The organism is Serratia sp. B501 (assembly GCF_051172315.1).
In the GTDB taxonomy this organism is placed as follows: Bacteria; Pseudomonadota; Gammaproteobacteria; order Enterobacterales; family Enterobacteriaceae; genus Serratia; species Serratia ureilytica.
The window spans coordinates 236,623-258,647 of sequence record NZ_JBPIZB010000006.1 but is presented as its reverse complement, the minus strand read 5'-3'; the positions used below and the strand labels follow the sequence as shown (position 1 = coordinate 258,647).

At 57.7% G+C, this 22,025-nt stretch carries 17 protein-coding genes; all 17 read left to right on the top strand.

The features are described 5' to 3' along the window. Positions 1–158: 158 nt before the first annotated feature. The 17 genes from ACSBQV_RS18880 to ACSBQV_RS18800 all read left to right on the top strand — a co-directional run bounded on the left by ACSBQV_RS18880 (position 159) and on the right by ACSBQV_RS18800 (position 22,022). Positions 159–401 carry a hypothetical protein gene (locus ACSBQV_RS18880; protein WP_127897176.1) on the top strand — a complete coding sequence of 81 codons (243 nt, stop codon included), beginning with the start codon at positions 159–161 and terminating at the stop codon, positions 399–401. Positions 402–473: 72 nt separating this feature from the next. Continuing rightward, positions 474–1,484 carry an ABC transporter ATP-binding protein gene (locus ACSBQV_RS18875; RefSeq protein ID WP_050594439.1) on the top strand — a complete coding sequence of 337 codons (1,011 nt, stop codon included), beginning with the start codon at positions 474–476 and terminating at the stop codon, positions 1,482–1,484. A gap of 1 nt (position 1,485) precedes the next feature. After that, on the top strand, positions 1,486–2,541 hold the full coding sequence (locus tag ACSBQV_RS18870) for an ABC transporter permease (protein ID WP_099782439.1): 1,056 nt from the start codon (positions 1,486–1,488) through the stop codon (positions 2,539–2,541). Positions 2,542–2,560: 19 nt separating this feature from the next. Continuing rightward, entirely contained in the window at positions 2,561–3,469 is a 909-nt protein-coding gene (locus ACSBQV_RS18865) for a thiopeptide-type bacteriocin biosynthesis protein (protein WP_099782438.1), read from the top strand. Continuing rightward, positions 3,456–4,802 (top strand): YcaO-like family protein, encoded by a 1,347-nt coding sequence (locus tag ACSBQV_RS18860; RefSeq protein ID WP_050594440.1) that lies wholly within the window; start codon positions 3,456–3,458, stop codon positions 4,800–4,802. The genes ACSBQV_RS18865 and ACSBQV_RS18860 overlap by 14 nt, the downstream gene beginning before the upstream one ends. A gap of 12 nt (positions 4,803–4,814) precedes the next feature. Further along, on the top strand, positions 4,815–5,432 hold the full coding sequence (locus tag ACSBQV_RS18855; RefSeq protein ID WP_099782437.1) for a hypothetical protein: 618 nt from the start codon (positions 4,815–4,817) through the stop codon (positions 5,430–5,432). Continuing rightward, positions 5,432–7,834 (top strand): nitroreductase family protein, encoded by a 2,403-nt coding sequence (locus ACSBQV_RS18850; protein WP_099782436.1) that lies wholly within the window; start codon positions 5,432–5,434, stop codon positions 7,832–7,834. Before ACSBQV_RS18855 ends, ACSBQV_RS18850 begins: the two co-directional genes overlap by 1 nt. A 1-nt stretch (position 7,835) precedes the next feature. Further along, positions 7,836–8,867, top strand: a complete 1,032-nt coding sequence (locus tag ACSBQV_RS18845; RefSeq protein ID WP_099782435.1) for a PqqD family peptide modification chaperone — start codon at positions 7,836–7,838, stop codon at positions 8,865–8,867. Then, positions 8,864–11,401 carry a lantibiotic dehydratase gene (locus tag ACSBQV_RS18840; RefSeq protein WP_434991477.1) on the top strand — a complete coding sequence of 846 codons (2,538 nt, stop codon included), beginning with the start codon at positions 8,864–8,866 and terminating at the stop codon, positions 11,399–11,401. Before ACSBQV_RS18845 ends, ACSBQV_RS18840 begins: the two co-directional genes overlap by 4 nt. After that, positions 11,394–11,609 (top strand): hypothetical protein, encoded by a 216-nt coding sequence (locus ACSBQV_RS18835; RefSeq protein ID WP_033644030.1) that lies wholly within the window; start codon positions 11,394–11,396, stop codon positions 11,607–11,609. Before ACSBQV_RS18840 ends, ACSBQV_RS18835 begins: the two co-directional genes overlap by 8 nt. Before the next feature lie 6 nt (positions 11,610–11,615). Then, positions 11,616–12,650 carry an efflux RND transporter periplasmic adaptor subunit gene (locus tag ACSBQV_RS18830; protein ID WP_072055784.1) on the top strand — a complete coding sequence of 345 codons (1,035 nt, stop codon included), beginning with the start codon at positions 11,616–11,618 and terminating at the stop codon, positions 12,648–12,650. Then, complete coding sequence (locus ACSBQV_RS18825) at positions 12,643–13,353, top strand: ABC transporter ATP-binding protein (RefSeq protein WP_069101083.1); 711 nt, start codon at positions 12,643–12,645, stop codon at positions 13,351–13,353. Before ACSBQV_RS18830 ends, ACSBQV_RS18825 begins: the two co-directional genes overlap by 8 nt. Before the next feature lie 59 nt (positions 13,354–13,412). Next, positions 13,413–14,507: an ABC transporter permease gene (locus ACSBQV_RS18820; RefSeq protein ID WP_099782433.1), complete on the top strand. Its 1,095-nt coding sequence runs from the start codon at positions 13,413–13,415 to the stop codon at positions 14,505–14,507. Next, on the top strand, positions 14,504–15,673 hold the full coding sequence (locus tag ACSBQV_RS18815; protein WP_099782432.1) for an ABC transporter permease: 1,170 nt from the start codon (positions 14,504–14,506) through the stop codon (positions 15,671–15,673). Before ACSBQV_RS18820 ends, ACSBQV_RS18815 begins: the two co-directional genes overlap by 4 nt. 354 nt (positions 15,674–16,027) lie before the next feature. Next, a complete protein-coding gene (locus tag ACSBQV_RS18810; protein WP_099782431.1) occupies positions 16,028–20,029 on the top strand; it encodes a non-ribosomal peptide synthetase in 4,002 nt (1,333 codons plus the stop codon). After that, positions 20,026–21,591 (top strand): hypothetical protein, encoded by a 1,566-nt coding sequence (locus ACSBQV_RS18805; protein WP_047025625.1) that lies wholly within the window; start codon positions 20,026–20,028, stop codon positions 21,589–21,591. The genes ACSBQV_RS18810 and ACSBQV_RS18805 overlap by 4 nt, the downstream gene beginning before the upstream one ends. Further along, positions 21,588–22,022, top strand: coding sequence for a toxin-activating lysine-acyltransferase (locus tag ACSBQV_RS18800; RefSeq protein ID WP_033644038.1), 435 nt, complete (start codon positions 21,588–21,590; stop codon positions 22,020–22,022). Before ACSBQV_RS18805 ends, ACSBQV_RS18800 begins: the two co-directional genes overlap by 4 nt. The last annotated feature ends 3 nt before the right edge of the window (positions 22,023–22,025 follow it).

Here is a 22,025-nt window from a genome sequence, read left to right as displayed (position 1 = left end):
AATTAGCGCGATATTAAAATTGATTTTTATTTTTCAGACAAATATTTAATGGGGAATATCCCATTGAGATGAATTCGTTTGAATATATTTCAACGATATGCAGCAGCTCGAATCATGTTATAGCTAACTCATCAATAAACTGATTAATAAGGATATTTATGCTTAATCATACCTCTCTGACTCGTCAATCCCACCGTTTCGATATTGTTCTCGACTCGCCTTCCATGCCCTCTGACGGCATTGATTTATTAGTCGAAGAACTGCCTGAAACGCTGCACTTTGCCAGCGATTGCGCCTCAACCGGCAGCAGCGTCAGCACCGCCTCTACAGCGGGCTGCGGCTGCATTGCAACGGCGAGCTGCATCGGCACAATGGGCAGCGTTACCAGTAGCGGCAGCTAAATCATTACCCACAACCGGTACAAGATACTGTGCCAGTTAGTTATCTGAAACTCTACTCACTGGCTTTAAACAATGAGCACGTACACTGACGCCACTTTAGATTTCGACAGCAGTCATAAGCCAACCCTGGATATATCCTGGGATCGCAAACGGCCGCTATTAGAGGTCGAGTCACTGAATAAGTTTTATGGTGACACGCAAGTTCTTCATGACATCTCGCTGCAAATCAAGCCGGGAGAAATCATTGGATTGGTCGGACCTAACGGTGCCGGCAAAACGACGCTCATGGAAACCTTGTACGGAGGACAGCCCTTTGAAGCCGGCTTGGTGCGTTTATTTGGCGAAGACGTTCGACAAGGGCTTAATCACGTCATCAAGCAACAGTTAGGCGTCGTTCCGCAATCCTTTAGTTTGCCTTCGCTGCTGCGCGTTGAAGAGATCATTTCGCTCTATCAGGTACTTTATACGGATGCGTTGTCGGTTAAGCAGTTATTGGACATTGTGGCGCTAAAAGCGCAGCGTAAAATGCGTTTCTCGCGGCTTTCAGGGGGGCAAAAAAGACGTTTGGTGTTGGCGCTGGCATTGGCCGGCAAACCCAAGCTTCTTTTGCTGGATGAACCCACCAGCGATCTTGACCCGCAAAGCCGACGCTATATTTGGCGGCACATTATTGCGAATTCTCGTCAATCTGGCACGGGCGTATTGATCGCCACTCACCAAATGGATGAGGCGGAGAATTTATGCGACCGGGTGATGATCATCAACCACGGCCGGTTGCTGGAGAATGCCAGCCCACAACAGCTTATTGAGCGTTATTGTCCTGGGCATCATATCCGATTCTCAGTGCCGTTGACGTCGGTTGACGAGTTCCTCGCGCTCTTCCCTGAGGCGACGCAGGAAAGCGATGAACATGATCAAACCTTCCGCCGCCTACATATTCCCACCCAAGAATTGGCACAGGTGTTACCGCAAGTGATTGCGTTATCACAACGATTGGGTTGTGAACCCGAACAAATGCAGGTAAGCAAAAACACCCTCGAGGATGTGTTCATTCATCTGACAGGCGAAGCATTAAGGGATTAACATGAGCCATAGCTGGCAGATTTATCGGCGCTTCTTCGGCGCCAACACCAAAGAATATTTACGCGATCCGCTATCAACCTTATTTTCTCTTGTATTGCCGTTATTTTTCATCTTTACCTTTGGCATAACGGCAAAAATTATTAATGGCAATCATCAACCGTTCTCCATGCAGGTGAGCGTTGTCGGAGACACGCCGGAAACAGAGGCTCTCTGGCTTAAATTGAACAATTATCCTGGCCTGGCCGTCCAGCGCCAGCTTCGAAGCGATCCGGAAGCGCTGGTGCGCGCGAATGAAGTGAACGCGGCGGTGAGTTGGGATGCAGTACAACAACGCCCTGCGATCACCACGACGGAATCCATGAGCTCCGTCGCTCAACTGGTTTCCGCCGCACTCAATCAGCAACCGGCCGACGCCCAGCAGCCGATACGCTTCATTACGCTGAAAACTGAGCGTTTCAACTATTTTAGTTTTATCTTCCCGTCCTTGCTGACGCTGGCCCTGTTGCAAGTCGCCTTATTTGGCACGGCGACGCCGCTGATCGCCGCGCGAGAAAAAGGCACTTACCGCTATTACGGCGTCATTCCGTTGCCGCGCTGGATTCTGCTCGCATCACAGGTCAGCGTCCGCCTGGTGATATCACTGGTTCAGATCGCCCTGTTAATGCTCATTAGCAGTCTGGTCTTTGGCTTTACCCTTGAGCATCCCCTGCTGTTTATCGTGCTGCTCGTCGCCGGCGCACTGTTGCTGGTGAGCTTTGGGTATGCGCTGGCCGGCTTATTCCGCACGAATACCGTCGCGACAATCGCCCTGACCTTACTCAACTTTTGGTGCATGTGTTTCGGGCAATTGTTCCTCGATCTGAGTGCATTCCCGCCACTCAAATGGTTAATTTTGACGACGCCGGTCGGTTTTGTCGCCGATGCACTGCGATACGCCATGAATGGCAGCGAAGGCGTATTCCCCTTCTTCATTAACTGTATCGGCATGGCGATATGGGGTGTGATCACGCTGTTTGTCGGCGTTAAGTGGTTCCTTTTCCAGCCAAAACAATCTTAAAAAAAACAGGTACGCAAAGATGAAAAACAGATCGGCATCTTGGCATTTTTACAAGCTGTATATCGGTAGCCATCATGATGGAATGGACTTTCTGATCACCCAGGGATTGACCCAAGCACTGGCGTACGCTCCTGATTCTCCTTGGTTCTTCTTACGTTATATCGATGAAAAAGGATTACATTTACGCGTTCGTTTTCTGCTGCAGGAAAAGGACAGCCAGCGCCTGGAAACCGCCATTTACGCTGCGCTGCATGATGCGCTGAATAGCCTGCCGTTGCGCCCGGCCAACCTGTGGACGCCATTGGTCAGCTTCCGCGGCAACACGCCGTTTCCCACGCATGAACTCCCGGTCCATTGCGAACGCGCGGAATATGAGCCGGAAACGGACGTCTACGGGGGCGAAACGGGCATTGGCATCGCCGAAGCGCTGTTTCACCAATCCAGTGACATTGCCCGTGCCATATTGCAGGCCGAGGCAGGCGGCGGCATGACGCGCAAAGAGTTTGCGTTGCCTCTGATGCTGGCCATGTTGGAAACGTTCATTCCTGTTGCCCGGCGTTCCGCCTTCCTTGAAAGCTTCTCGACTTTCTGGCTGGCGGGCTCTGCGGATATCGGAATGATCAAAAACAGCTTTACCGATCGCGCATGGGAACTGATTGATGAAAACTCGGTTCTTCTGTCGCCGCAGATACGGCAAGACGCGCAAAGCGCCGAACTGGTGGATCGCTGGCAGTCTGCGCTAGACCAGACCCGGCGTAACTATGAACGCCATTGCGAACGATACAGTGACGGCCTCGCGAAAAATCTGGCATTCCAATTCATGCACCTAATGAACAATCGCCTTGGCTTAAGCACGCTGGATGAAGCCTGGCTGGCCGTGTTGCTAAGTAAAAGCCTGGAAAGCGGAGTTATTCATGCATCATCATAACTTTGCCGTTTCCGCGTCCATGCGCCAGAAATATCCGTTCATGTCGCTGCTCTCGCCGCTGACGGGCGTTGTCGGCAGCGTCTACCCGTTGGAACCGCAGGAGATGCATATCCCCCGCTTTTCGTCGGTTCTGGCCAGCCTGGGCAATCTGTCAATGCCATATCCCCATATCATTGACAATAAAGGCAACGACCTGCAAAAAATCGCGCTTGCCGGCTGCGGCGCCGATGAACACGTCGATATGGCGATCGTCCGCGCTGTCGCCGAAGCGGCAGAGCGATACGCCACCTGCGTCTACCATCCTCGCGATGTTTCGGTCGCCAGCTTCCGCGAACTCGGGGCTGACGGTTTGGCGGCCGACAGCCTGCCCCGTTGCAGCGAGGAGGAGCTCGCCGATCCGCTCTGCCCGGTCAAACCCATTGATGACGCCCAGCCGTTGCGCTGGGTGGAAGGTTACTCGTTGACGGACTCCCGCCCGCGCAAGATCCCGTTGATCATGTCGCATCTGTATGTGCGGCCCTGGGAAAGCGAGCGTTTCTGGTTGCCGATATCGACAGGCGTCGCGGCGCACACCGACCTCACCACCGCCACGGTAACCGCGATCAATGAAGTCATCGAACGCGATGCGATTGCCCTTACCTGGCTATTGCAAATGCCTTTAGCGCGCATCCGCTTCGATGAACCGGTACCGGATAGATTACAAGACAAGTTTTCACGCCTGGCGGCCAGTGGGCTGGAACAGCTGTTCTTCGATGCCACTACCGACATCGGCTGCCCGACAATCTACGGATTGCAGCTGCGCGACGGGCATCCGACCTCGGCCCAGTTCGTCAACTGCTCTACGGGGTTCGATCCCTGGGGCAGCTGCGGCAAAATTATCCGAGAAAGCGCCATGGGGCGTTCGGTACTCGAACATCAACTGCCGGTGCCGGACGATATACGCGATTTTATCGCTCTCGAACATGGCGCCATCTTCATGGGGCGAGCCGAACAGCGCTCCGCATTCGATTTTCTCACCGCCAGCGAGCGGCAGATGCCGATTAGCCGCCTGCAGGCGGGGCAACCGCAAACGCCGGCAGCACAGCTGAAAAAATTGGTGGCGCGTTTTCGTCAACTCAAGATGGACGTCGTGATAGCGGACATGACGACGGATGAACTGCGCGATGCCGGTTTACATGTGGTGCGCGCTGTCATCCCCGCCCTTTTGCCCATGACGGCATGCTATCGCGCCCGCTATCTCGGGCATCCGCGCCTACGGGAACAGCAGCAACGGTTGAGTGAACAATTAGGCAAAGCCGCCACGATAAATCCGTGGCCGCAACCTTTTGCCTGAAGGAGAGTGGTAATGATTATCGTCAGTGACACCGAGTTCGGCAATGACGTGGCCGATTATATGCACTGCCAGGAAGGGATCTCTCAACTGACATTGGCAACCGCACTGAACTATTCCTGGGCCGACAGCAAGGCTTCGTTCGTCGGGATCGCGCTATCCGGCGGCGCGCCGCTTAAGCTTGAACAGCTCACCACGCAGCTGTTTCGCGCCGGGATCCCTCACGCTTGCACCGTGTTGAACGACCATATGCTGTTTTGCGGCCCCCTAGTCATCCCAGGCCGAACCGCCTGTTATGCCTGTGCGGCGAAGCGCCTGCTCAGCCTCGCCGAAACGCCGCGTACGGCAATGATGGATTTGAACCTGCAGCGATATCATGAACAGCAGCCGCAGAACGCATTGCGCGGATATACGCCGGCGCTGGTGCTGATGGCTGGATTACGGTTAAAGCAGTATGCGCAGCTCCCCGAAGACCAATTCGGCAAACTGACCGCCGTGAGCTTTGGCAGCAATCGCACCGCGAGCAGTTCCGTGGTGGCGTTACACGGCTGCAGCTGCCGTGAAAACCGGCATATTTCGCAGGCTCAGGGCACGGCCTTGTTGGCCGAACACCTGGAAGGAGCCTTACGCTAATGAAAGCCACTCATATGTCGACCGTCTTGTCGGGCGCACAGTTTAGCCACCATAACGATCTTTACGCTTTGCTGCCCAAGCGCCCCAAATTAATTCCGGAACTGATTTTCATTCCTGAAAGCGATACCCGCGTAGCCGTGTATGGCGCCTATCAGCCGCGCATCCTGACCTGCGTTCAGGGGATAAACACGCTGGCGGTCTTCCTCGAGCGCCTCGATGGCGTCAACGTGCTGGAAAGCGTGCTGACCGACGACGCGACCATGAGCCGCGAGAATGCCCTGGGCATGCTGTCCTTACTGTTTCGCTATGGCTTCCTTGAAGAAGGTGAAGGCCTGGATGACGGCGCCCCAAGCCATTTGGCAAGCTATTGCGGCCGCTTTGTCGACAATACCCGCCTGCACGCCAACCGCACTGCGGCGCTGCAGTCCGCCCGCCGCCGCAGGCTCGCCCTGGTTTGCCCGGAAGATGTGTCATCGCTGCTGCAACACGCGTTGGCGCCTATGGCCGCCAGCATTGACGTTCTGACCGAGCGCACAACGTCCAGCGCCCTCCCCTGGGATGATGCACTGATCATTTTTGACGGCAGCGAGTCCGACGTTTTCCGCCAGGCATGCGCCGATGGGTTGCACCAGGCCGGCGTGCGTTATCTGAGCTGCATTATTGGCGCGGATCGCACGCTGGTGGGCCCTTATACCCTCCCGAACATCAGCGCCAGTTATCAATGCGCACGCACGCAATGTGAGCAGCCATCGCCCGCCAACGATCGGCAAGAGGTGGCGTTCCGCGCCGTCTATGCCGCCCATGAGCTGGGGCAAATTCTGCTCGGGCTGTCCTCTGAAAGCTACCTCAACAAGGTCGTTTCCCATAGCCATCGGGGCGAGGGGGAGTACACCTTAGCCTATAAGGTCGCCCGCATTCCCGGTACCGCGCTAAGCGGTTTAGGCCATGCCGCCTATCTGCCGCCGGGGGAAGAGGCATTTACTGCCTGGCAGCACCATATCGGCACACGCTTGCCGCCGCAGGGCTTGTTGCCACCGCGTTCGCATCAGATGCACTTCACGCTGGATAACCTCAACCGCCACGCCTCAAGGCCGGTCAGGCTGCATGGGCAGCAGCATATCAACCTGCCCGACAGCGCATTGGCGGAGCGCTGTCCGCCGCCCTGGCGAATGTCGGCAATGCCGTCACAACCGTTGACACTGGCCAATCTGGGCTGGTTGCTGCGCCACGCCACGGGTTATCAAAAAGGTGAAGACGGCACATTACGCCGCATCGCGCCCAGCGGTGGGCAACTGCTCTCGTGCGATATGTTTGTGGTCGTCCGCCGGCCGCTGCCGGAGATACCTTGCGGGGCCTGGTTCTATCTCGGTGAAAAGCACCAGCTCGTCAGGATTGACGGCATTGACTGCCAGCAATTGGAACACTTGCTCCAGCATCCCGAAGAGCCGATTTCACTCATTATCAGCGGCAACCTGAACCGCGTGCGCGGCAAATATAACGACTTCAGCTATAACATCGTTAACCTTGACGCTGGAGTGGTTAATCAATATTGCGCGCTTTCCGCGCGCGCGGCGGGCTGGACGCTGAGAGAAGATCATGGCGTCGACCTGCAATGGTTGGCGTCATTGCTCTTCTTCACGCAACAGGATAACCCCCATATCCTCTGCCAGGTCTTGCATGTGCAAGCGCCCCCGTCACAGGGTGAGCCGTGCCCTGCTCCACTTTATGAAACGGCGAGCAGCCTGGTCGCCGTTAGCCACCGCCCACGGCCGGCCGCCGCGCCAGCGTCGCCCACGCCCGCTGCTCTTTCATCACTGGCGACTGTGCACCGCGATGAGCCGCTCTCCGCGTTGCTGGAGCGCCGCAGGGCGACGTATGACTATGCCGATAGCCCGTTCCCGGAAACCTGGCTGAATACCCTGATCGCCGTCGCGCATGCCGGCCTTGAACAAAGCCGCCTGCGCGGGATGCCGGCGTTGCCAATGGAACCCTGGATATTGCTGCCGGAAGCCAGCGGCGAACTTGCCGCGGGCATTTATCAGTGCAGTCAGGCAGATCGCCGTTACTGGCGGAAACGGGATAGCGGGTTTGGCCGCGCACATTTGGCTGATTGCATCAATCAATTAGCGTTCCATAAAGCCGGCGCGTTGCTGATGTGGGTTGCCGATCTTGAAAAGACCCTGCATGACCATGGCGCGGCGGGATACCGCATGCAGCTGCAAAACGCCGCGGCAAGCGCGATGCAGTGCTGGTTGGCGGCGTTGGACTGCGGCTTGACCGGAACGCTGGCGGGAGGCGTGATCGAAGAAGGACTCATTCGCCACGCGGGCGCCGACGGCTATCGCGAGGCGCCGCTGTTCTGTCTAGTGCTGGCGTCCCCTCCGCCGGCAGAGGGTGTTTAACATGCCGCCTGCATCCCCCCTGTTGCGTTTAAACGAGGATGTGAAACTGATCTCTCCGCAGGCGAATGTGGCGCTGTTGCTGCAAGAAAACAGTAATGCGCCGTTAAAGCTGAGTGGGTTTTCTGCCCGGCTTGCCCAACAGTTGCAAGGGGGCAGCTCCATGGCGGCCCTCCTGGCGGAGCTGGCAGAACACCACCCGAACGCAACGCCCGAACAGTGCCAACAGGCGCTGTCCGCGTTTCTGCTGCGGTTGAAACAGGCGAATATGATCGTTGATGGCGCGCAAAAGCCGCCTGCGGCGGCGAAAGTGGCCGGGCGATATCAGCTGCCTAACCCCGATCGCGCCGCACATAAAATCGCCACTGTGCTGCGGGTTGTCCCGCGCGGGTTAGGTTACGGCCTGCTGAGCCTCGCGATTGCCGCTGCCTTGTGGCGTTTCATCGCGTGTTTGCCAGGGCTAAACGCCTGGCTGCTGCAGGGCGAATGGGCCAGCGTCCAGCTGATGGTGATGCTTGTCGGCATACCGTTATGGCTGTTTTTGCATGAAATGGCGCATGCTGTCGTTTGCCGTCTTTACGGCTGCCCGGTTCTGGGGGCAGGTCTGCAATTTCGCGGCTGGTGGCTGCCCTCCGTGTTTGTCAACACCAGCGCCATCGCGCTATTCCCACTGCGCGGCATGAAGGCCTGGGTGGCGATGGCAGGGCCATTGATGGATCTCTTGTGTCTGGGAGCGCTCGGGGCGCTGAGTGAAAGCGCCGCCGCCACCGCGATACGGCCGTTACTGCTGTTGATATTGTTCGGCCTGCTTTTCAATCTCACCCCTTTTCGGCTTTCGGATGCCACGCGGGCATTTCGCGCTTTTGCCCAACCCGGCGCCAATAAGAAAACCCGCGAGTGGTCTGCCCGAGGCCGCCGCCTATTCCGCAGTTATTGCCTGCTTTACAGCCTCTGCATGGCGGCGGCGATGGGTTGGTTAAGCTTCGTGAGTTGGCAGAAGGTGAATAACTGGTTGGCATCTGGAGTATTATCATGACGTTACCCGCGCAGCCTTTGTTGCTCGTCGCCCCTTTTATCATGCTGCGCACCGCAGGCCTGCCGGCGCACTATGTCAGCCAACTTCCGGATGATTTATCCGCGATTATCCGGCAACACCACTTGCAGGAGCCGGCCTGGCGGCAACTCGGGCAGGCGCTTATCGCCAGGCTGCATGCGAATATCGCATTACCCTCGGCGGACAGCGTTCGCCAGGATATGATTCGCTGTCGCCGCCATATCTTCAACGATCGCTATTTCAACCTGTCTGCCGAAGTGCGCGCCTGGTTGGCGCATTACGACTCAGCCGCTCTGGAGCAACTGACCGAATGGTTGGCGATAGCGAATGAACGCCGGCAGTTGGCGGCAACCTTTAACCAGCGCTGGCAGCGTGTCAACGAACAGACGCAGGCCTTGTTGCTCAAAGCCGCCAACGAACCGGCTCTGCGCCGGGCGCTCTGCCTTGCCTCCCCGCAGTTGCTTTGCGATCTGGAACAAAATTGGCAGAGTTGGCCGGCCAAACGGCGCCGGCGCGTAGAGCGCTCCTTGTTTGCCTACATGATTCGAGCGGCGGGCAAAGTCAGCCCATTCAGCACCTTTTCCTCTTTTAGCCTGGTCCCGTTTGAAAGCTCGGCCGGCGAAGCCACTCTGCAAACCGGTGAAGGCAAGGTGACCTCGACCGTACACCTCAACCGCTCCATCGCATTAGCCTTGCGCGACGCGCTGTATACGCAGCTCTGGTTGGCGAAACATGATCTGCCGCTGTGCCGTAACCCCTCCTTGCAACGCATTTCCGCCAGCCAGATGCGCGGCCATTTCTATCGCTATGAGAAACGCCACGGTTTGTTATGGAACGAAGAGCAGCAATTTGTCCTGGGCCTGGAGGCAGCGGAAATCGACGCCGTTCTGAGCGCCAGCCACCAGCAAAGCTGGAGCGAGTGGCGAGCGCATTTCGAACTGGCCGGGATGGCCCCGCCCGAAGCGGAAAGACTGCTGAGAAAGCTGGTGCGCAAGGACGTCTTGCGCCCGACATTACAGTGGGGAACGCATCATCCTGCCCCTCTGGCCGATGTTTTGGCGCTGATGCCGGCAGAGCTCTCCAGCGACGCTCTGCGCAACCTGCCCGAACTGCCCGAACGCTTTGGTGCGGCAGAAAACTCGGAGCGCGTTGCGCTGCTTGAGCAGGCTCAACAGACGATTCAACAGAGCTGGGAGCGGCTGACCCGCCATCAGATGCCCGAAATTCGCAATATTTTATATGAAGACGCCTGGCGGGAAGGGATCAGGATGACATTGCCTGACGCTTTCATTCCCAATGTACTTGCCCGCGTAGCGAAAGCGGTGGCCAAACGCGCCACGTTGTCGCAGGAGTACCTCTGGCTGCTGCAGAACTTTATCGACAAATACGGCGCAGGTGGCCACTGCACCGATGTCTCATTGTTTTTGCAGCAGAGCTGGCAGGGATTTATTCAATTCACCCAACAACGTATCTCGCAGTCCGCCGCCACAACGGCCCGCTGGCGGCAGCACAATATCAACCCCGCCACCCTGAAGCTGCCGGTAACGCTCTTCCTGCAATTGGATGCCCGTCATGTGGGGCAGCTAGCGCATCCCCGGGGCAAAGTGGTCATCAACAATGCGTATTCGCGTATCGGCTGGCAGTTGGCACGCACCACATTGACCAACGACAGCCAGGCCGACGACAGGCGCCATCAGTTGCAAAACTGGCTGCGCCAGTTCGCCGCGCCGGCGCTGCCATTAACCTTCAGCGTCAGCGGCGAGTCCAGCAATCTCCAGGCTCAGGCCCGCCTGGCGGCTCATCATCTGTGCCTGGATGAGCCGCCCCAGGTTGCCGGCGACCTGACGCTCGACCGGCTCCAACTGCATCATGATACGCAGAGCGGCCTGCTGAAGCTAACGGACAACCAGGGACAAGCGTTCCAATTATGTTACCTCGGCGCGGCGACGCCGATGGTGGCCTGGGGAACCAAATACCTGCTTACCGTACTGGCCGAACCGGTGCAGATTGGCCGCCCCGCCTACAAGCGATTGATGGCCAATGAGCTGGATCATGACTTCCGCCATGCCCCGCGCATGGAGGAGGAAGACTGTGTCCTGATCCGTGAAACCTGGTGGGTCCGCTCTTCCCGCATTTTCCATGAGCTGTCCGGGCATCAGGCGGCGGAGCATCCGGCGCGCCTGTTGGCATTGTTACTGAAGAACGGCATTCCGACAGACAGCTATGTGAACGGGCAATTCAACGATCATCTTAGCTGGCAGTCATTTAACAACGACAAGATTCGCAAGCCGATGTGGTGCAGGCTGGGCAATTCACATTGCCTTGACCAATTGCTGCTACTGGCGCGAAAAGTTGACTGGTTAGTCTTCCGAGAGGCTCTCCCGTCACCGGAAAACAGTTGGATGGAAGTGAAGAATGAAACCTATCTCACTGAAATTCACACTGAGATGGTCATCCCTGGCGATTACCTCGACGCCTCTCTTATGTCCCCTCTGAAGGAGAAATCCCATGCATAAAGTATCAGGCTTGCTGCTTATTATCGGCCTCGTCATGTTCGCTGTCGCCCTGGCCCTCAATATCTACAGTAGCTACACGGCGAGCAACGCCAACGGTGCGTCATTGTTCTCCACCAACTGGTGGGCGCGCTGGTTCCCACTTTACGCTTCGGGAGCCGCTCTGCTCTTCATTGGTGTGATCTTGCGTCTGACAGTAGGGGATCGTTAAGCACCTATGCGTTCCCCATCTTCAGAGGCACCGCGCAACGCCGCCCGCCAGCAGGCGTTGCACCTGCTGAACTCGCCTCATACTCCGCCGCGCGGGCGGCCATGGCGCAAAGCGGCGCTCGTCGGAGCGATTGCGCTGGCGTTAGCCTTAGGTCTCGTTGCCGGCAGGGCATGGTTTACCCAGCCAGCAGCGGCCGAGCGCGCCAGCGCCGCCGAGCCTCAGGCCAACACCGCAGCACCTGTCGAGCCAGCGCCCCCTGCGGCGGCCGCATCTGCAGTCACGGCCGCAGGATTCATCAAGGCCTCGCGCCTCTCCACCGTTTCGGCAGAGATTACGGGAACGGTGCAAGAGATTTATGTGCAACGCGGGGACAAGGTAAAAAAAGGCGAGCGATTGGCATCACTCGACGGGCGCTCGCTAAGAGCGCAGCTTGCGTCGCTCCAGGCCAGCCAGCAAATCGCGGCGGGCAAACTCGCGCAGACAGAGTCCCGCCTGCCGCGCGCGCGCAATCAGCTGCAGCGATTGAACCGTTTGTTGCCGCTCAACTATGTGAGCCAGGATGATGTCGACAGCGCCAAAGCGGAGTTGGATTCGTTCGAGGCGCAGCGCCGCCAATATCAGGCAGAATTACAACAAGTGGGCTGGCAGATAAAAGCCAGTGAAATCGACCTGTTGCGTACGATTATCCGCGCGCCCTTCGACGGCCAGGTGGTGTCGTTAGACGCCTCCCCGGGGGAAACGGTCTCGCCCATTTCCGCCGGCGGCGGTTTCACCCGCACGGGGATCGCCACCATTGTCGGTTTGGATGATTTTGATGCCGAAGTTTGGCTGCCCGAAAGCCAGCTGGCGAAAGTCGCGCCCCAACAACGAGTGACAATCAAGCCGGATGGCCTCCCCGATCGACAGATCTCAGGCACCGTCAGCCTTATCTCTTCGGTGGTGGATGAGCAACGCGCGGCGGTTTTAGTCATTATCAAGCTCGCTCAGCAACAGCCCTGGCTGAAACATAATATGTCAATTCAGGTAGATTTTTATGAATAAAACGGCAACCGCGCCGAGCGATCCGGTCGTACAACTGCAACAGGCCGGCAAAGACTATAAAAAAGGGCGCGAGCACATCACGGTATTGCACGATCTTGATTTTAGCCTGCACGGCAGCGAGATGGTCAGCATCATGGGGCCATCCGGCTCAGGGAAATCGACGCTGCTCAATCTAATCTCCGGCGTTAATGTCTGCGATCGGGGCGAGGTATTTTTGCAAGGGCATTCGCTGCATCGGCTGCGACCTGAAGAACGCACCTCGCTGCGAGCCCGCCATATTGGCTTCGTCTTTCAGTTTTATAACCTGTTGCCCGTGCTCAGCGCCGAAGAGAATGTCGCCCTCCCCCTGCACCTTTGGCATATGGACGCCAAACAGCGCCGGCAACGCGTCGACGCAGCGCTGGAGCTGGTTCAGATGGAACACCGGCGCCGCCACTTGCCGGATGAACTCTCCGGAGGAGAGCGCCAACGCGTGGCCATTGCGCGTGCGATAGTCACTAATCCGGATCTGCTGCTGTGCGATGAGCCTACCGGCGATCTCAGCCAGGAGGCGGGGGAGGAAATTATGGATATTATGACGCTACTGAGCCGGGAGCAGGGCAAGGCTATCATCGTCGTGACGCATGATATTCAGGTCGCCGCGCGGGCACAGCGCCAATTCCAACTCAGGGACGGCAAGCTGATCCGTAGGGATATGCCATGAGAGCCGTGTTTTACCTCTGGTTGTGGCGCTCCGCCACTGAGCAGTCGAGAAGATTTATCATGATCTTGCTGTTTATCGCCAGCGGCGTCATGTTGCTGCTGCTCATGCTGACCTTTGATCGCACCTTCAGCTTAAAGGCAAGCGATCCGCCCGGCGCAGACAACCGACTACTGGTGCTGAATGCCCTCAGTTCCCAGATGCTGCTGCCGCAGTTTTATCATCAGAAAATGAGTCAACTGCCGGCGTTGGATCGGCTGAGCTGGGGAGTTTGGGTCGGTGCTTACTATCGCCACCCCGGATGGTTCGTGCCCGCTATCGCGGTAGAAGACCAACACTACTTCGCCATGATCCCCTCTTTAAAAATAGCGCCGGGCTTACTGGAGCGTTGGCAGAATGACCGGCAAGGCGTGCTGGTCGACAGCCGTTTTGCGGCGCAATATCGCTTAAAAGCGGGCGATCGGCTGCCGCTTTCATCCGCGATTTGGAAGCTCGCGCCTAACCCCATTCTCGATCTTTACATTACTGGCATCGTTGAAGAAACCCAAACCGACACCCCTCCCGCGGTCTGGATGCATTATGACTACCTCGACAGCGTGAGACAAAATGGCAAGCGGCTGGTGAGTTTTTTTATGGCGACCCCTAAACCCGGCATGTCTGCCGAGAACCTCTCCCGGCAGATTGATGCCCTGTTTGGCGCGGAGCGGTTGCGCGGCACCACGCAGACAGCCCCCGTACGCATGCATATAAAATTGTTTATGAGTAAATTGTTCGATTTCCATCGCGTGATTTTTTGGGTCAATCTGGCGCTGTGCCTGTTATTGGCGCTGCTGCTCAGCACCAACTTCTATGTCATGACGCATAAAGCCTTGAGTGACTACCGCACCCTTAATTATCTGGGTTTTCGCAAATCACAGTTGATTAAAGCGGTTGCCGTGCAACTCGGCGCCATCACCTTGGCGGGTGCCATCGTGGGCATAGTGTTGTCGGTTATTTTTATTCTGCTGTTGCCGACGCTGTTCCCCGCCGTATTAAACGCCGTTGAGCCGCATTTCCAGGATTATGCCATCGGCCTCCTGCTGGTCTTTATTTTATCCCTGGTCTGCGCATTGCCCTCCCTCTTGCAAATCGCTCGCCTGCAGGAGGAGAGAAAATGAACCCGCGTTCATCCTCGAAAATCCACCAGCTCGGGATATTGCTGGGCATTGGATTACGCAACCTGTGGCGGCGGCCGCTTTATTTCACCGCGATTCTATCCAGCTTCATTTTTCTCGCGGTCATTGTGACATCGTTATTTTCACTGCGCGCAGGGCTGATCGGCGCGCTGGAGTCGAGTGCGGAACCCGGCCTGTATTTTGCGCAAAGCAAAGACTCCTCTTCCGAACTGACCAGCACGATAACGCGAACGCAGGCGGCGCAACTTTCGCGCTTGCCCGGCCTTGTTGCGGCTTCGCCGGAGTGGGTTGTCCTGGTGCGGCTCCGCCCAGACAACGTGGAGAAAGAGTATCTGGTGCGCGGCGTAACGCCGGCGGCATTCACGCTGATGAACGCGAACAACGGGCAACCGCTGGTCACCCTCACCCGCGGCAGAGCATTTCAGCCGGGGCAAAATGAGCTCGTCGTCGGCGCGTCATTGGCGCGGCATTATCCGACGTTCCACGTGGGCGAGACCATACGCCTGCACGACCGCGATTGGAAAATCGTCGGTGAATTTACCACCGGCGGTTCGCCGCGGCAGTCCGAGTTCATGGCCGATCTGGAACATATCCGCACCAGCTGGGGCGCGGGACTCGATTACAACCTGGTGGCATTGACCAGCAATGTCACCTCTGTCGAGCAACTGCAACAAGCCATCCAGGGGACGCTCAATGACCGAGTCGCCATTAGCGACAGCCGAACCTACTATGCCGGCAGCAGCGAAGGGTTGGGCCAGGTGCTGCTGTGGTTCGGCCTGTTATTTTCATTGCTGGCGGGGGTGTCGGTGACTGCGGGCATCATCGCGCTGTGTGAATCGCTCATCGCCAACCAACAAGACCAGCTGGCAATAACGCTGTTGCTGGGATTCGGCAGGGTTATTGATGTGTCTTATCTCTGCCAAACCCTCTTGCTGGGCCTGGCAGGCTCTTCCATTGGCGCCTTGTTGAGCATGTTGCTGTTCAACGGCATCACGTTCACCACGTTTGGCCACGCGCATGAGCTGGTGTTCCCCATGATGGTCAGCGGAAAAATGCAGATGATCAGTATCGCTTATGGCGTATTCATCAGCTTTATCGCCTCACTGTTTGTGCTGCCGGCCATTCGCGCAGCGACAAAGGGAAAATAATGCCGGGCGCAACAGAGAGCCGGCGAAAAGCAAGCCGCGCGTCGCCGCCGGGGTGCGGCCCAATAGCGATTAAAAAATGATAGCTACTTAATTTATTGCGGTATGCCCGGCGAAACGCGGCAGAAGATTTTGCGATGACCTTGGCGATAAGGGCAAGGCAATTTCCCCGCCGGTCATTGTCGCCAACGAAGAGCGCAGTGCATTCATTGAATGAAATCGCGCAAGGTGAAAAACCCAAAGCACTGAATATCAATTACACAGAGATATTGATTTGATTTTGCAGGCCAAAAGAAAAATGGAAAGCCTGGTAACAAGGCACTTGAGTACCACTCCAGAACAGGAGCCAGAGAAAAAATGAATGATTCATCCCTTAATAATACCCCCCTGGCGGACACCCAGCAGGGCGTATGGTACGCATCGCAAGCGAGCCACTCTTCCAAACTCTATGCGACGGCGCAAGCCCTGCGCCTGCACGGTGAAATTAATCGGACATTATTGCTCAACGCCATCGAACTGGCTCTGCAGGATATTGAGGTGCTCAACCACCGTTTCCTCGATATCGATGGCACTCCGTCTTTCGGCATCCGCCAGCCTGCTGGCCGCGTGACCGTCTGCGATCTCAGCCATCACGCAGACCCGGAGACGCTCGCCTGGCGCGCGATGGAACAGATAACGCAACGGGAACAGGGACCGGAGAATTTACATCTTCATGAACATCAGCTGTATGTTTTGAATGAACGCGAAGCGATATGGTTTTCCCGAATACACCATATCGCTTTCGACGCCTACGCCTATTCCCTGCTCCACCGCCGTGCGGGGGAGCATTACCGAGCGCTGTTGCAAGGAACGCCGCCTCTCCCCAGCCGCTTTGTCAAACTGACCACGCTCTGCCAGGACGACGTCCTCTACAGGCAGAGCGCGCAATATGCGGACGATCACCGCTACTGGATGCAGCGCTGCGCGCAGTTGCCTGCGCCGACCTTTCTGGGTGCGCCAGCGCAAGCCATGGCCGAGCACACGTTGGAAGTCGAGACCGTTATCGATACCGAGCTGGCGCTAGCCTTGGGCAGCTTCTACCAAAGCAGCGGGATCGCGTTATCCGACATCTTGCTCAGCGCGTTCGCCAGCTATTTCTCCCGCTGTCGGTCGGGCGAGCGGCAACTGTTGTTCGGCCTGCCCTGCATGGGGCGGCTTGATACTTATGGCGCCCAGGCGGCGGTCACACGCAGCAATATCCTGCCGCTTCTGCTGGATTTGCCGCAACACGCGCACTTTCGCGACGTTTGCGCCACCGTCGCCCGCAGCCGGCGCGAGCTGCTCGCGCACCAGCGCTACCGCGGAGAATGGATCGGCCGAGCCATCGGCAGGGTAGGCGATACTCTGCCCCTTTACGGCATCGAACTGAACATCTTGCCTCCGCCTGTGACGCTCGATTTTGCGGAGCTAAGCGCCACGGTCAAACATATCGCCACCGGCCCCGTACGCGATCTTAACCTCCACCTGGAACTGGGTACGGACCTGCAACCGCGCCGCCTGCGTCTTATCGCCAATGCCGCGCGCCATCATCACGCAGAGCTGCAATTGCATGTGCGGCGGCTGTTGCATTGGATCATGCAGTTGGTTGCGGCGCCGACCCTTCCGCTGCAACAACTGACGCTGCCAGCACCGGCGGAACTGGCGTTAATCGCGCAATGGAACGACACCGCCCAGCCGTTACCCGCCAACACGATCCTCGGCCTGTTCCTCAAACAGGCTCAAGCCACTCCGCATCAGCTAGCCGTGCTCGACGAAAACGAACGGCTGAGCTATTCGGCGCTGGAACTGCGCTCACGGCGGTGCGCGCATGCCCTTGAACGCCATCTGCAAGGCGCTCGCGGCCAGGTGATCGCCGTCACACTTGAACGCAGCGTAGCCTTAGAAGTGGTTCTGCTGGCCATTATGCGTGCCGGCGCCACGCTATTGCCGCTGTCGCCCGAACTGCCAACGCGGCGACAGCAAAAGATGCTCGAGCAGGCCAATGCGGCATTGCTGATAGCCGATCGCGCCGATGACGACAGGTTGCCGGACAGCGTTCCCCGGCTCGATCTCGCCGCGCTGTACTCACTAGCCGCCCATCAGGGCGACGCGGCATTACCGCTCGTCACGCGGCAAAGCGGCGCAGATCCGGCTTATATTCTGTTCACCTCCGGTTCCAGCGGCGCCCCAAAAGGGGTGATCGTGAGCCATCTTGCCTTGGCCAATCGCCTGCAATGGATGCAGGCCGAATATCCTCTCGGAACGCAGGATCGCGTGCTGCAGAAAACGCCGGCCACCTTTGATGTGTCGATTTGGGAGTTTTTCTGGCCGCTGATCGGGGGCGCAACCTTGGTGATGGCGCGGCCCGGCGGCCATACCGATCCGGCGTACCTGCTGAATTGCATCGTGCAGCATCGCATCACAACGCTGCACTTTGTTCCATCGATGCTGGCGCTGTTTCTCGACGCCGTCGAACGCAGGCCCGAACCGCTGCCGCTGCTCAGGGTATTCGCCAGCGGGGAAGCCTTGTCGCCGGAGCTGGCCCAACGGCAGCGGACATTGCTGACGGCGCCTTTGCATAATCTTTACGGCCCGACGGAGGCCGCCATTGATGTCACTTACCACGCGCTGAGCTGCAGCGACGAGAAGCGCAGCGTGCCTATCGGCCGCCCCATTTGGAATACGCGCATCCACGTGCTGGATCCCTTCGGCAACACCACCCCCATCGGCATCGAAGGGGAATTGCACATTGAGGGCATTTGTCTCGCTGACGGCTATGCGGGCCAACCCGAGCTGACGGCAGAACGGTTTTTCGCCACGGCGGACGGCAAGCGCCTTTACCGCACGGGAGACCTGGCGCGCTGGCGCCCGAATGGCGAAATAGACTATTTGGGGCGGCTGGATCACCAGATAAAAATACACGGGCAGCGTATTGAGCTGGAGGAAATTGACGCGGTTCTCAATCGACATCCGCAGGTGCTCCAGTCCTGCGCCAACATGCATGACGGGCGCATTGTCGCCTATGTCGTGGCCAGCGGCGCCGAGGCCGATGAAAAAGCCTTACTAGCGCTCTGCCGGGAATATCTCCCTGCCTACATGCTGCCGCAGTGCCTGGTGTTTCTCTCCGAACTGCCGCTCAGCCGCAATGGCAAACTGGATAGAAAAGCGCTGCCCGCTCCGCAAAGCCCGCAATCACAGGGCGGTGGCATTCCCTCCTCCCTGACGGAGCAACGGCTGTGCGAATATTTTGCCGATGCGCTGCGCCTGCCTGCCGTGGCGCCTGAAGCCAACTTCTTCGAACTGGGAGGCAACTCGCTGAGCGCCGTTGATGTCGCCGCCCGCATTAATGCCGGCCTGGGTTGGCAAATCACCATCGCCAGCATCTTTGCTCATCCTTCAGCCCGGGCGCTGGCCGAACAAGGCCAGCACTCAGCGCCGGATATGCTCGATGCCACACTGCTGCTGCGCCCTGGCACCGGCGCTTCGCAAAACGCGCTGCCGACGCTGTTTTGCATCCATCCGGCCGGTGGCATCGCCTGGTGTTACAGCGGCCTGGCGCGTTTTCTCAAAACGCCGTGTGAAATCGTCGGCTTGCAAGCTCAAGGCCTGACGCCGGGCAGCAATATCACCCGAACGATGGATGAAATGGCCGCAGAATATGCCAGGCGCATACGCGCCCATCAGCCCGAGGGGCCTTACTGGATCATCGGGTGGTCGGTTGGCGGCATGATCGCCCACAATGTCGCCATCCACCTAGAGCAACAAGATCAGCAGGTCGAATTGCTGGCGATGATGGATGCCTATCCCAGCGATCTGTGGCGACGCTTCGCTTTTGAAACGCTCAATGGCGAAGAGGAGGAGAGCCTGGCGCTGGCCGCCCTGTTGTTCATTGCGGGCATCGCCTTGCCCTTCGATCAAGAATTGCCTTCGCTGGTCGTGCCGAAAGGCGAGATCCTGCAACGCGCGGAAACAATCGCCCTGTTGCGAAAACACGGCAGCGCCCTGGCCAGTCTGGATGACGGCACGCTCGACCGCTTGATTGACGTGGTGATTAATAGCCGCCGCCTGGTCGGCCAGTCGGAACACGGCCACTTCTACGGTAATTTGCTGTTCTTCACGGCAGCAGCGCCGCGCGCAGAAGACTGGTTGGATTTGGAGGCCTGGCGCCCCTATGTACATGGACGAATACAAAATATCGACATCGACTGCGATCACCCCGCGATGGCCAGGGCGGAAGCATTGCGCGATATCGCCGGGCATCTGGACGCCGCTTTTGCTCGTTTCGCGCAGCGCACGTCCGTATCAGAACTGAACTACACCATAGAGTACATCACCCAATGAGCGATTCTTTTTTACTTAAGGACCTGGCGGAAAATTTAGTGCCTTTCACGGCACACCGGGTTACGTCCTCTCTCATTTGGTCCGCCGAAGAAAAGGCAGACGGCGAAGCGCTGCACGCCGCGTGCAGCTATCTGGTCACTCCCGATACGCCAGGCGCCGTCAAAGTTTTCCACGCGGAACGTTACGGCGGAGGCGGTATTCAACGTAACGGCGGCGGCGCCCGCTGCGGTTTTGATGGCCGTTACCAGGTGAAAGGAATCGGTGCTAATCCGCTGGTCGGGCAAGGTTCGGATTGGTATCACTCCAATGGCGAACTGCGCGCCGAACAGGCGATCTATGAAGCCCTATGGAGCGAAATGCTGGCGCAGACGTTGCCTTATGGCGCCGCGCGCACCCACGCGATTTTGCTCACCGACAGCTATACCCATGGGGATTTCACCCGCACAAAGGGCCGCTCTCGCCGCGCCCTTCTGGTTCGCGAGCCCCTGGTCCGCCCGGCACATTTTGAACGAACGCCCTACTTCCGGCCCAAAGCGGAATATGCAGGGCAGCTCATGCATGACGTTCAACGGGTTAAATCCGTGCTTCGCCGCCTGCCGGACTATTTGCCGGTCCCCACCGCGGGCTTCAGCGAACAGGCCGCTCGCGATCCGCGGCGCCGCTGCCTTGAGGGGATGTATGAGCTCACCAAACGTCTGGCTCGGCAAATGGCGTTTTGCCGCACCCGCTTCCTGATGTTGACTACCTCATCCTCCAACATCACCATGGACGGTAGGGTATTGGATTTTAACGGGCTAACCTGTTTATTCCCCAGCGATCATCGTTACGATTTCGAATACCAGCTCAAGTTTGCACAATTGATGAGAGAACCGGCAATCATTCAGAACAGCCTATCCGAGCTGTGCTTCTACCTTGGGAAGTACCTGTTTGATCGGCCTTTCATTGCCATCGCCCAGCAACAGGTAAAAACCTATTTCTGGCATTTTTTTCAGCAGGCCTGTTGCCGCGGCTATTTGACGCTACTGGGCATTCCCATCGACCTGCTCTCACCGGCGGAGACGCCAAAACCCTTAGAGAGGCTGGCAAACAGTTTCCTGCAGCTGCTTATCCACCGTTGCCGAAAGCTCTATGTCTCAGCGGAAATGGCGGGAGACGAATCGCCGCTGGAACGTTTGGTCGTGACCTTGATTCGCTGCAGCCAAGGGCACCCCGTCCCCACGCATGACGATTTCTCACGGGATGCGCGTTTTATGGGCACCCTGCGCGCTTTCTCGCAGGTCAATCATTGGTTGGTCGAAACCTGCCGCGCCCAGGGAATCGATGCCACCGTTATTCAGAAAGGCATGGCGCAACAGGCTCGCCTCAGGCTGCGGCCCCGCCCCCAGTGCGGGAAAATACAGATGCTCAACGAAATCACGGCTCTGGTGGAGGCCAATGGTGATGACGACCAACGCTTGCGGCAACTGTTAACCGACATGCGGATAAAGGCGGTGGCCTTCGCCAAAGAAACCTTTGGCGGGCAGCCGCTTGTCATCCCCTCCAGGAGAAATGAACCAGCATGACGCTCTATATTCGAGAAACCGCCGGCGGCCAAGATCAATGGTCAGACTATGAGCAGCTTGGTTTTGCCGTGAGCTGCATGTTACATCACCGAAATTACAGCCTTCATCCGATAAAAAGCGTTCAAGAGCGCTTGATATTTGCCATACAGCACGGGCAGATCAAGTTTCTTTTCGACACCAATGACCAACCGCTGGCCTATGTTCTCTGGGCCTGTCTGACGGAGGACACCGAAACGCAATTGCAACGCGATCCGGGGTTCCCACTTCACCCTTCCGAATGGAATGAGGGAGACAGGATATGGCTGCTCGATTTTTGTTGCAGGCCCGGTTTCGCACCTCAGGCAATCAAGCGCTTCAACAAGCTCAAACCCTGGGGAGAGGGCCAGGTGCGCTGGCAGAACAGAAAGAGAAAGGTAATGACGCTGGCCTGATCC

Excerpts from the sequence above, each read along its gene's own strand:
- ACSBQV_RS18810 (WP_099782431.1), top strand. The coding sequence starts at position 16,028 with ATGAATGATTCATCCCTTAATAATACCCCCCTGGCGGACACCCAGCAG.
- ACSBQV_RS18840 (WP_434991477.1), top strand. The coding sequence starts at position 8,864 with ATGACGTTACCCGCGCAGCCTTTGTTGCTCGTCGCCCCTTTTATCATG.
- ACSBQV_RS18815 (WP_099782432.1), top strand. The coding sequence starts at position 14,504 with ATGAACCCGCGTTCATCCTCGAAAATCCACCAGCTCGGGATATTGCTG.
- ACSBQV_RS18850 (WP_099782436.1), top strand. The coding sequence starts at position 5,432 with ATGAAAGCCACTCATATGTCGACCGTCTTGTCGGGCGCACAGTTTAGC.
- ACSBQV_RS18830 (WP_072055784.1), top strand. The coding sequence starts at position 11,616 with ATGCGTTCCCCATCTTCAGAGGCACCGCGCAACGCCGCCCGCCAGCAG.
- ACSBQV_RS18880 (WP_127897176.1), top strand. The coding sequence starts at position 159 with ATGCTTAATCATACCTCTCTGACTCGTCAATCCCACCGTTTCGATATT.
- ACSBQV_RS18865 (WP_099782438.1), top strand. The coding sequence starts at position 2,561 with ATGAAAAACAGATCGGCATCTTGGCATTTTTACAAGCTGTATATCGGT.
- ACSBQV_RS18845 (WP_099782435.1), top strand. The coding sequence starts at position 7,836 with ATGCCGCCTGCATCCCCCCTGTTGCGTTTAAACGAGGATGTGAAACTG.
- ACSBQV_RS18820 (WP_099782433.1), top strand. The coding sequence starts at position 13,413 with ATGATCTTGCTGTTTATCGCCAGCGGCGTCATGTTGCTGCTGCTCATG.
- ACSBQV_RS18800 (WP_033644038.1), top strand. The coding sequence starts at position 21,588 with ATGACGCTCTATATTCGAGAAACCGCCGGCGGCCAAGATCAATGGTCA.
- ACSBQV_RS18825 (WP_069101083.1), top strand. The coding sequence starts at position 12,643 with ATGAATAAAACGGCAACCGCGCCGAGCGATCCGGTCGTACAACTGCAA.
- ACSBQV_RS18860 (WP_050594440.1), top strand. The coding sequence starts at position 3,456 with ATGCATCATCATAACTTTGCCGTTTCCGCGTCCATGCGCCAGAAATAT.
- ACSBQV_RS18870 (WP_099782439.1), top strand. The coding sequence starts at position 1,486 with ATGAGCCATAGCTGGCAGATTTATCGGCGCTTCTTCGGCGCCAACACC.
- ACSBQV_RS18855 (WP_099782437.1), top strand. The coding sequence starts at position 4,815 with ATGATTATCGTCAGTGACACCGAGTTCGGCAATGACGTGGCCGATTAT.
- ACSBQV_RS18875 (WP_050594439.1), top strand. The coding sequence starts at position 474 with ATGAGCACGTACACTGACGCCACTTTAGATTTCGACAGCAGTCATAAG.
- ACSBQV_RS18835 (WP_033644030.1), top strand. The coding sequence starts at position 11,394 with ATGCATAAAGTATCAGGCTTGCTGCTTATTATCGGCCTCGTCATGTTC.
- ACSBQV_RS18805 (WP_047025625.1), top strand. The coding sequence starts at position 20,026 with ATGAGCGATTCTTTTTTACTTAAGGACCTGGCGGAAAATTTAGTGCCT.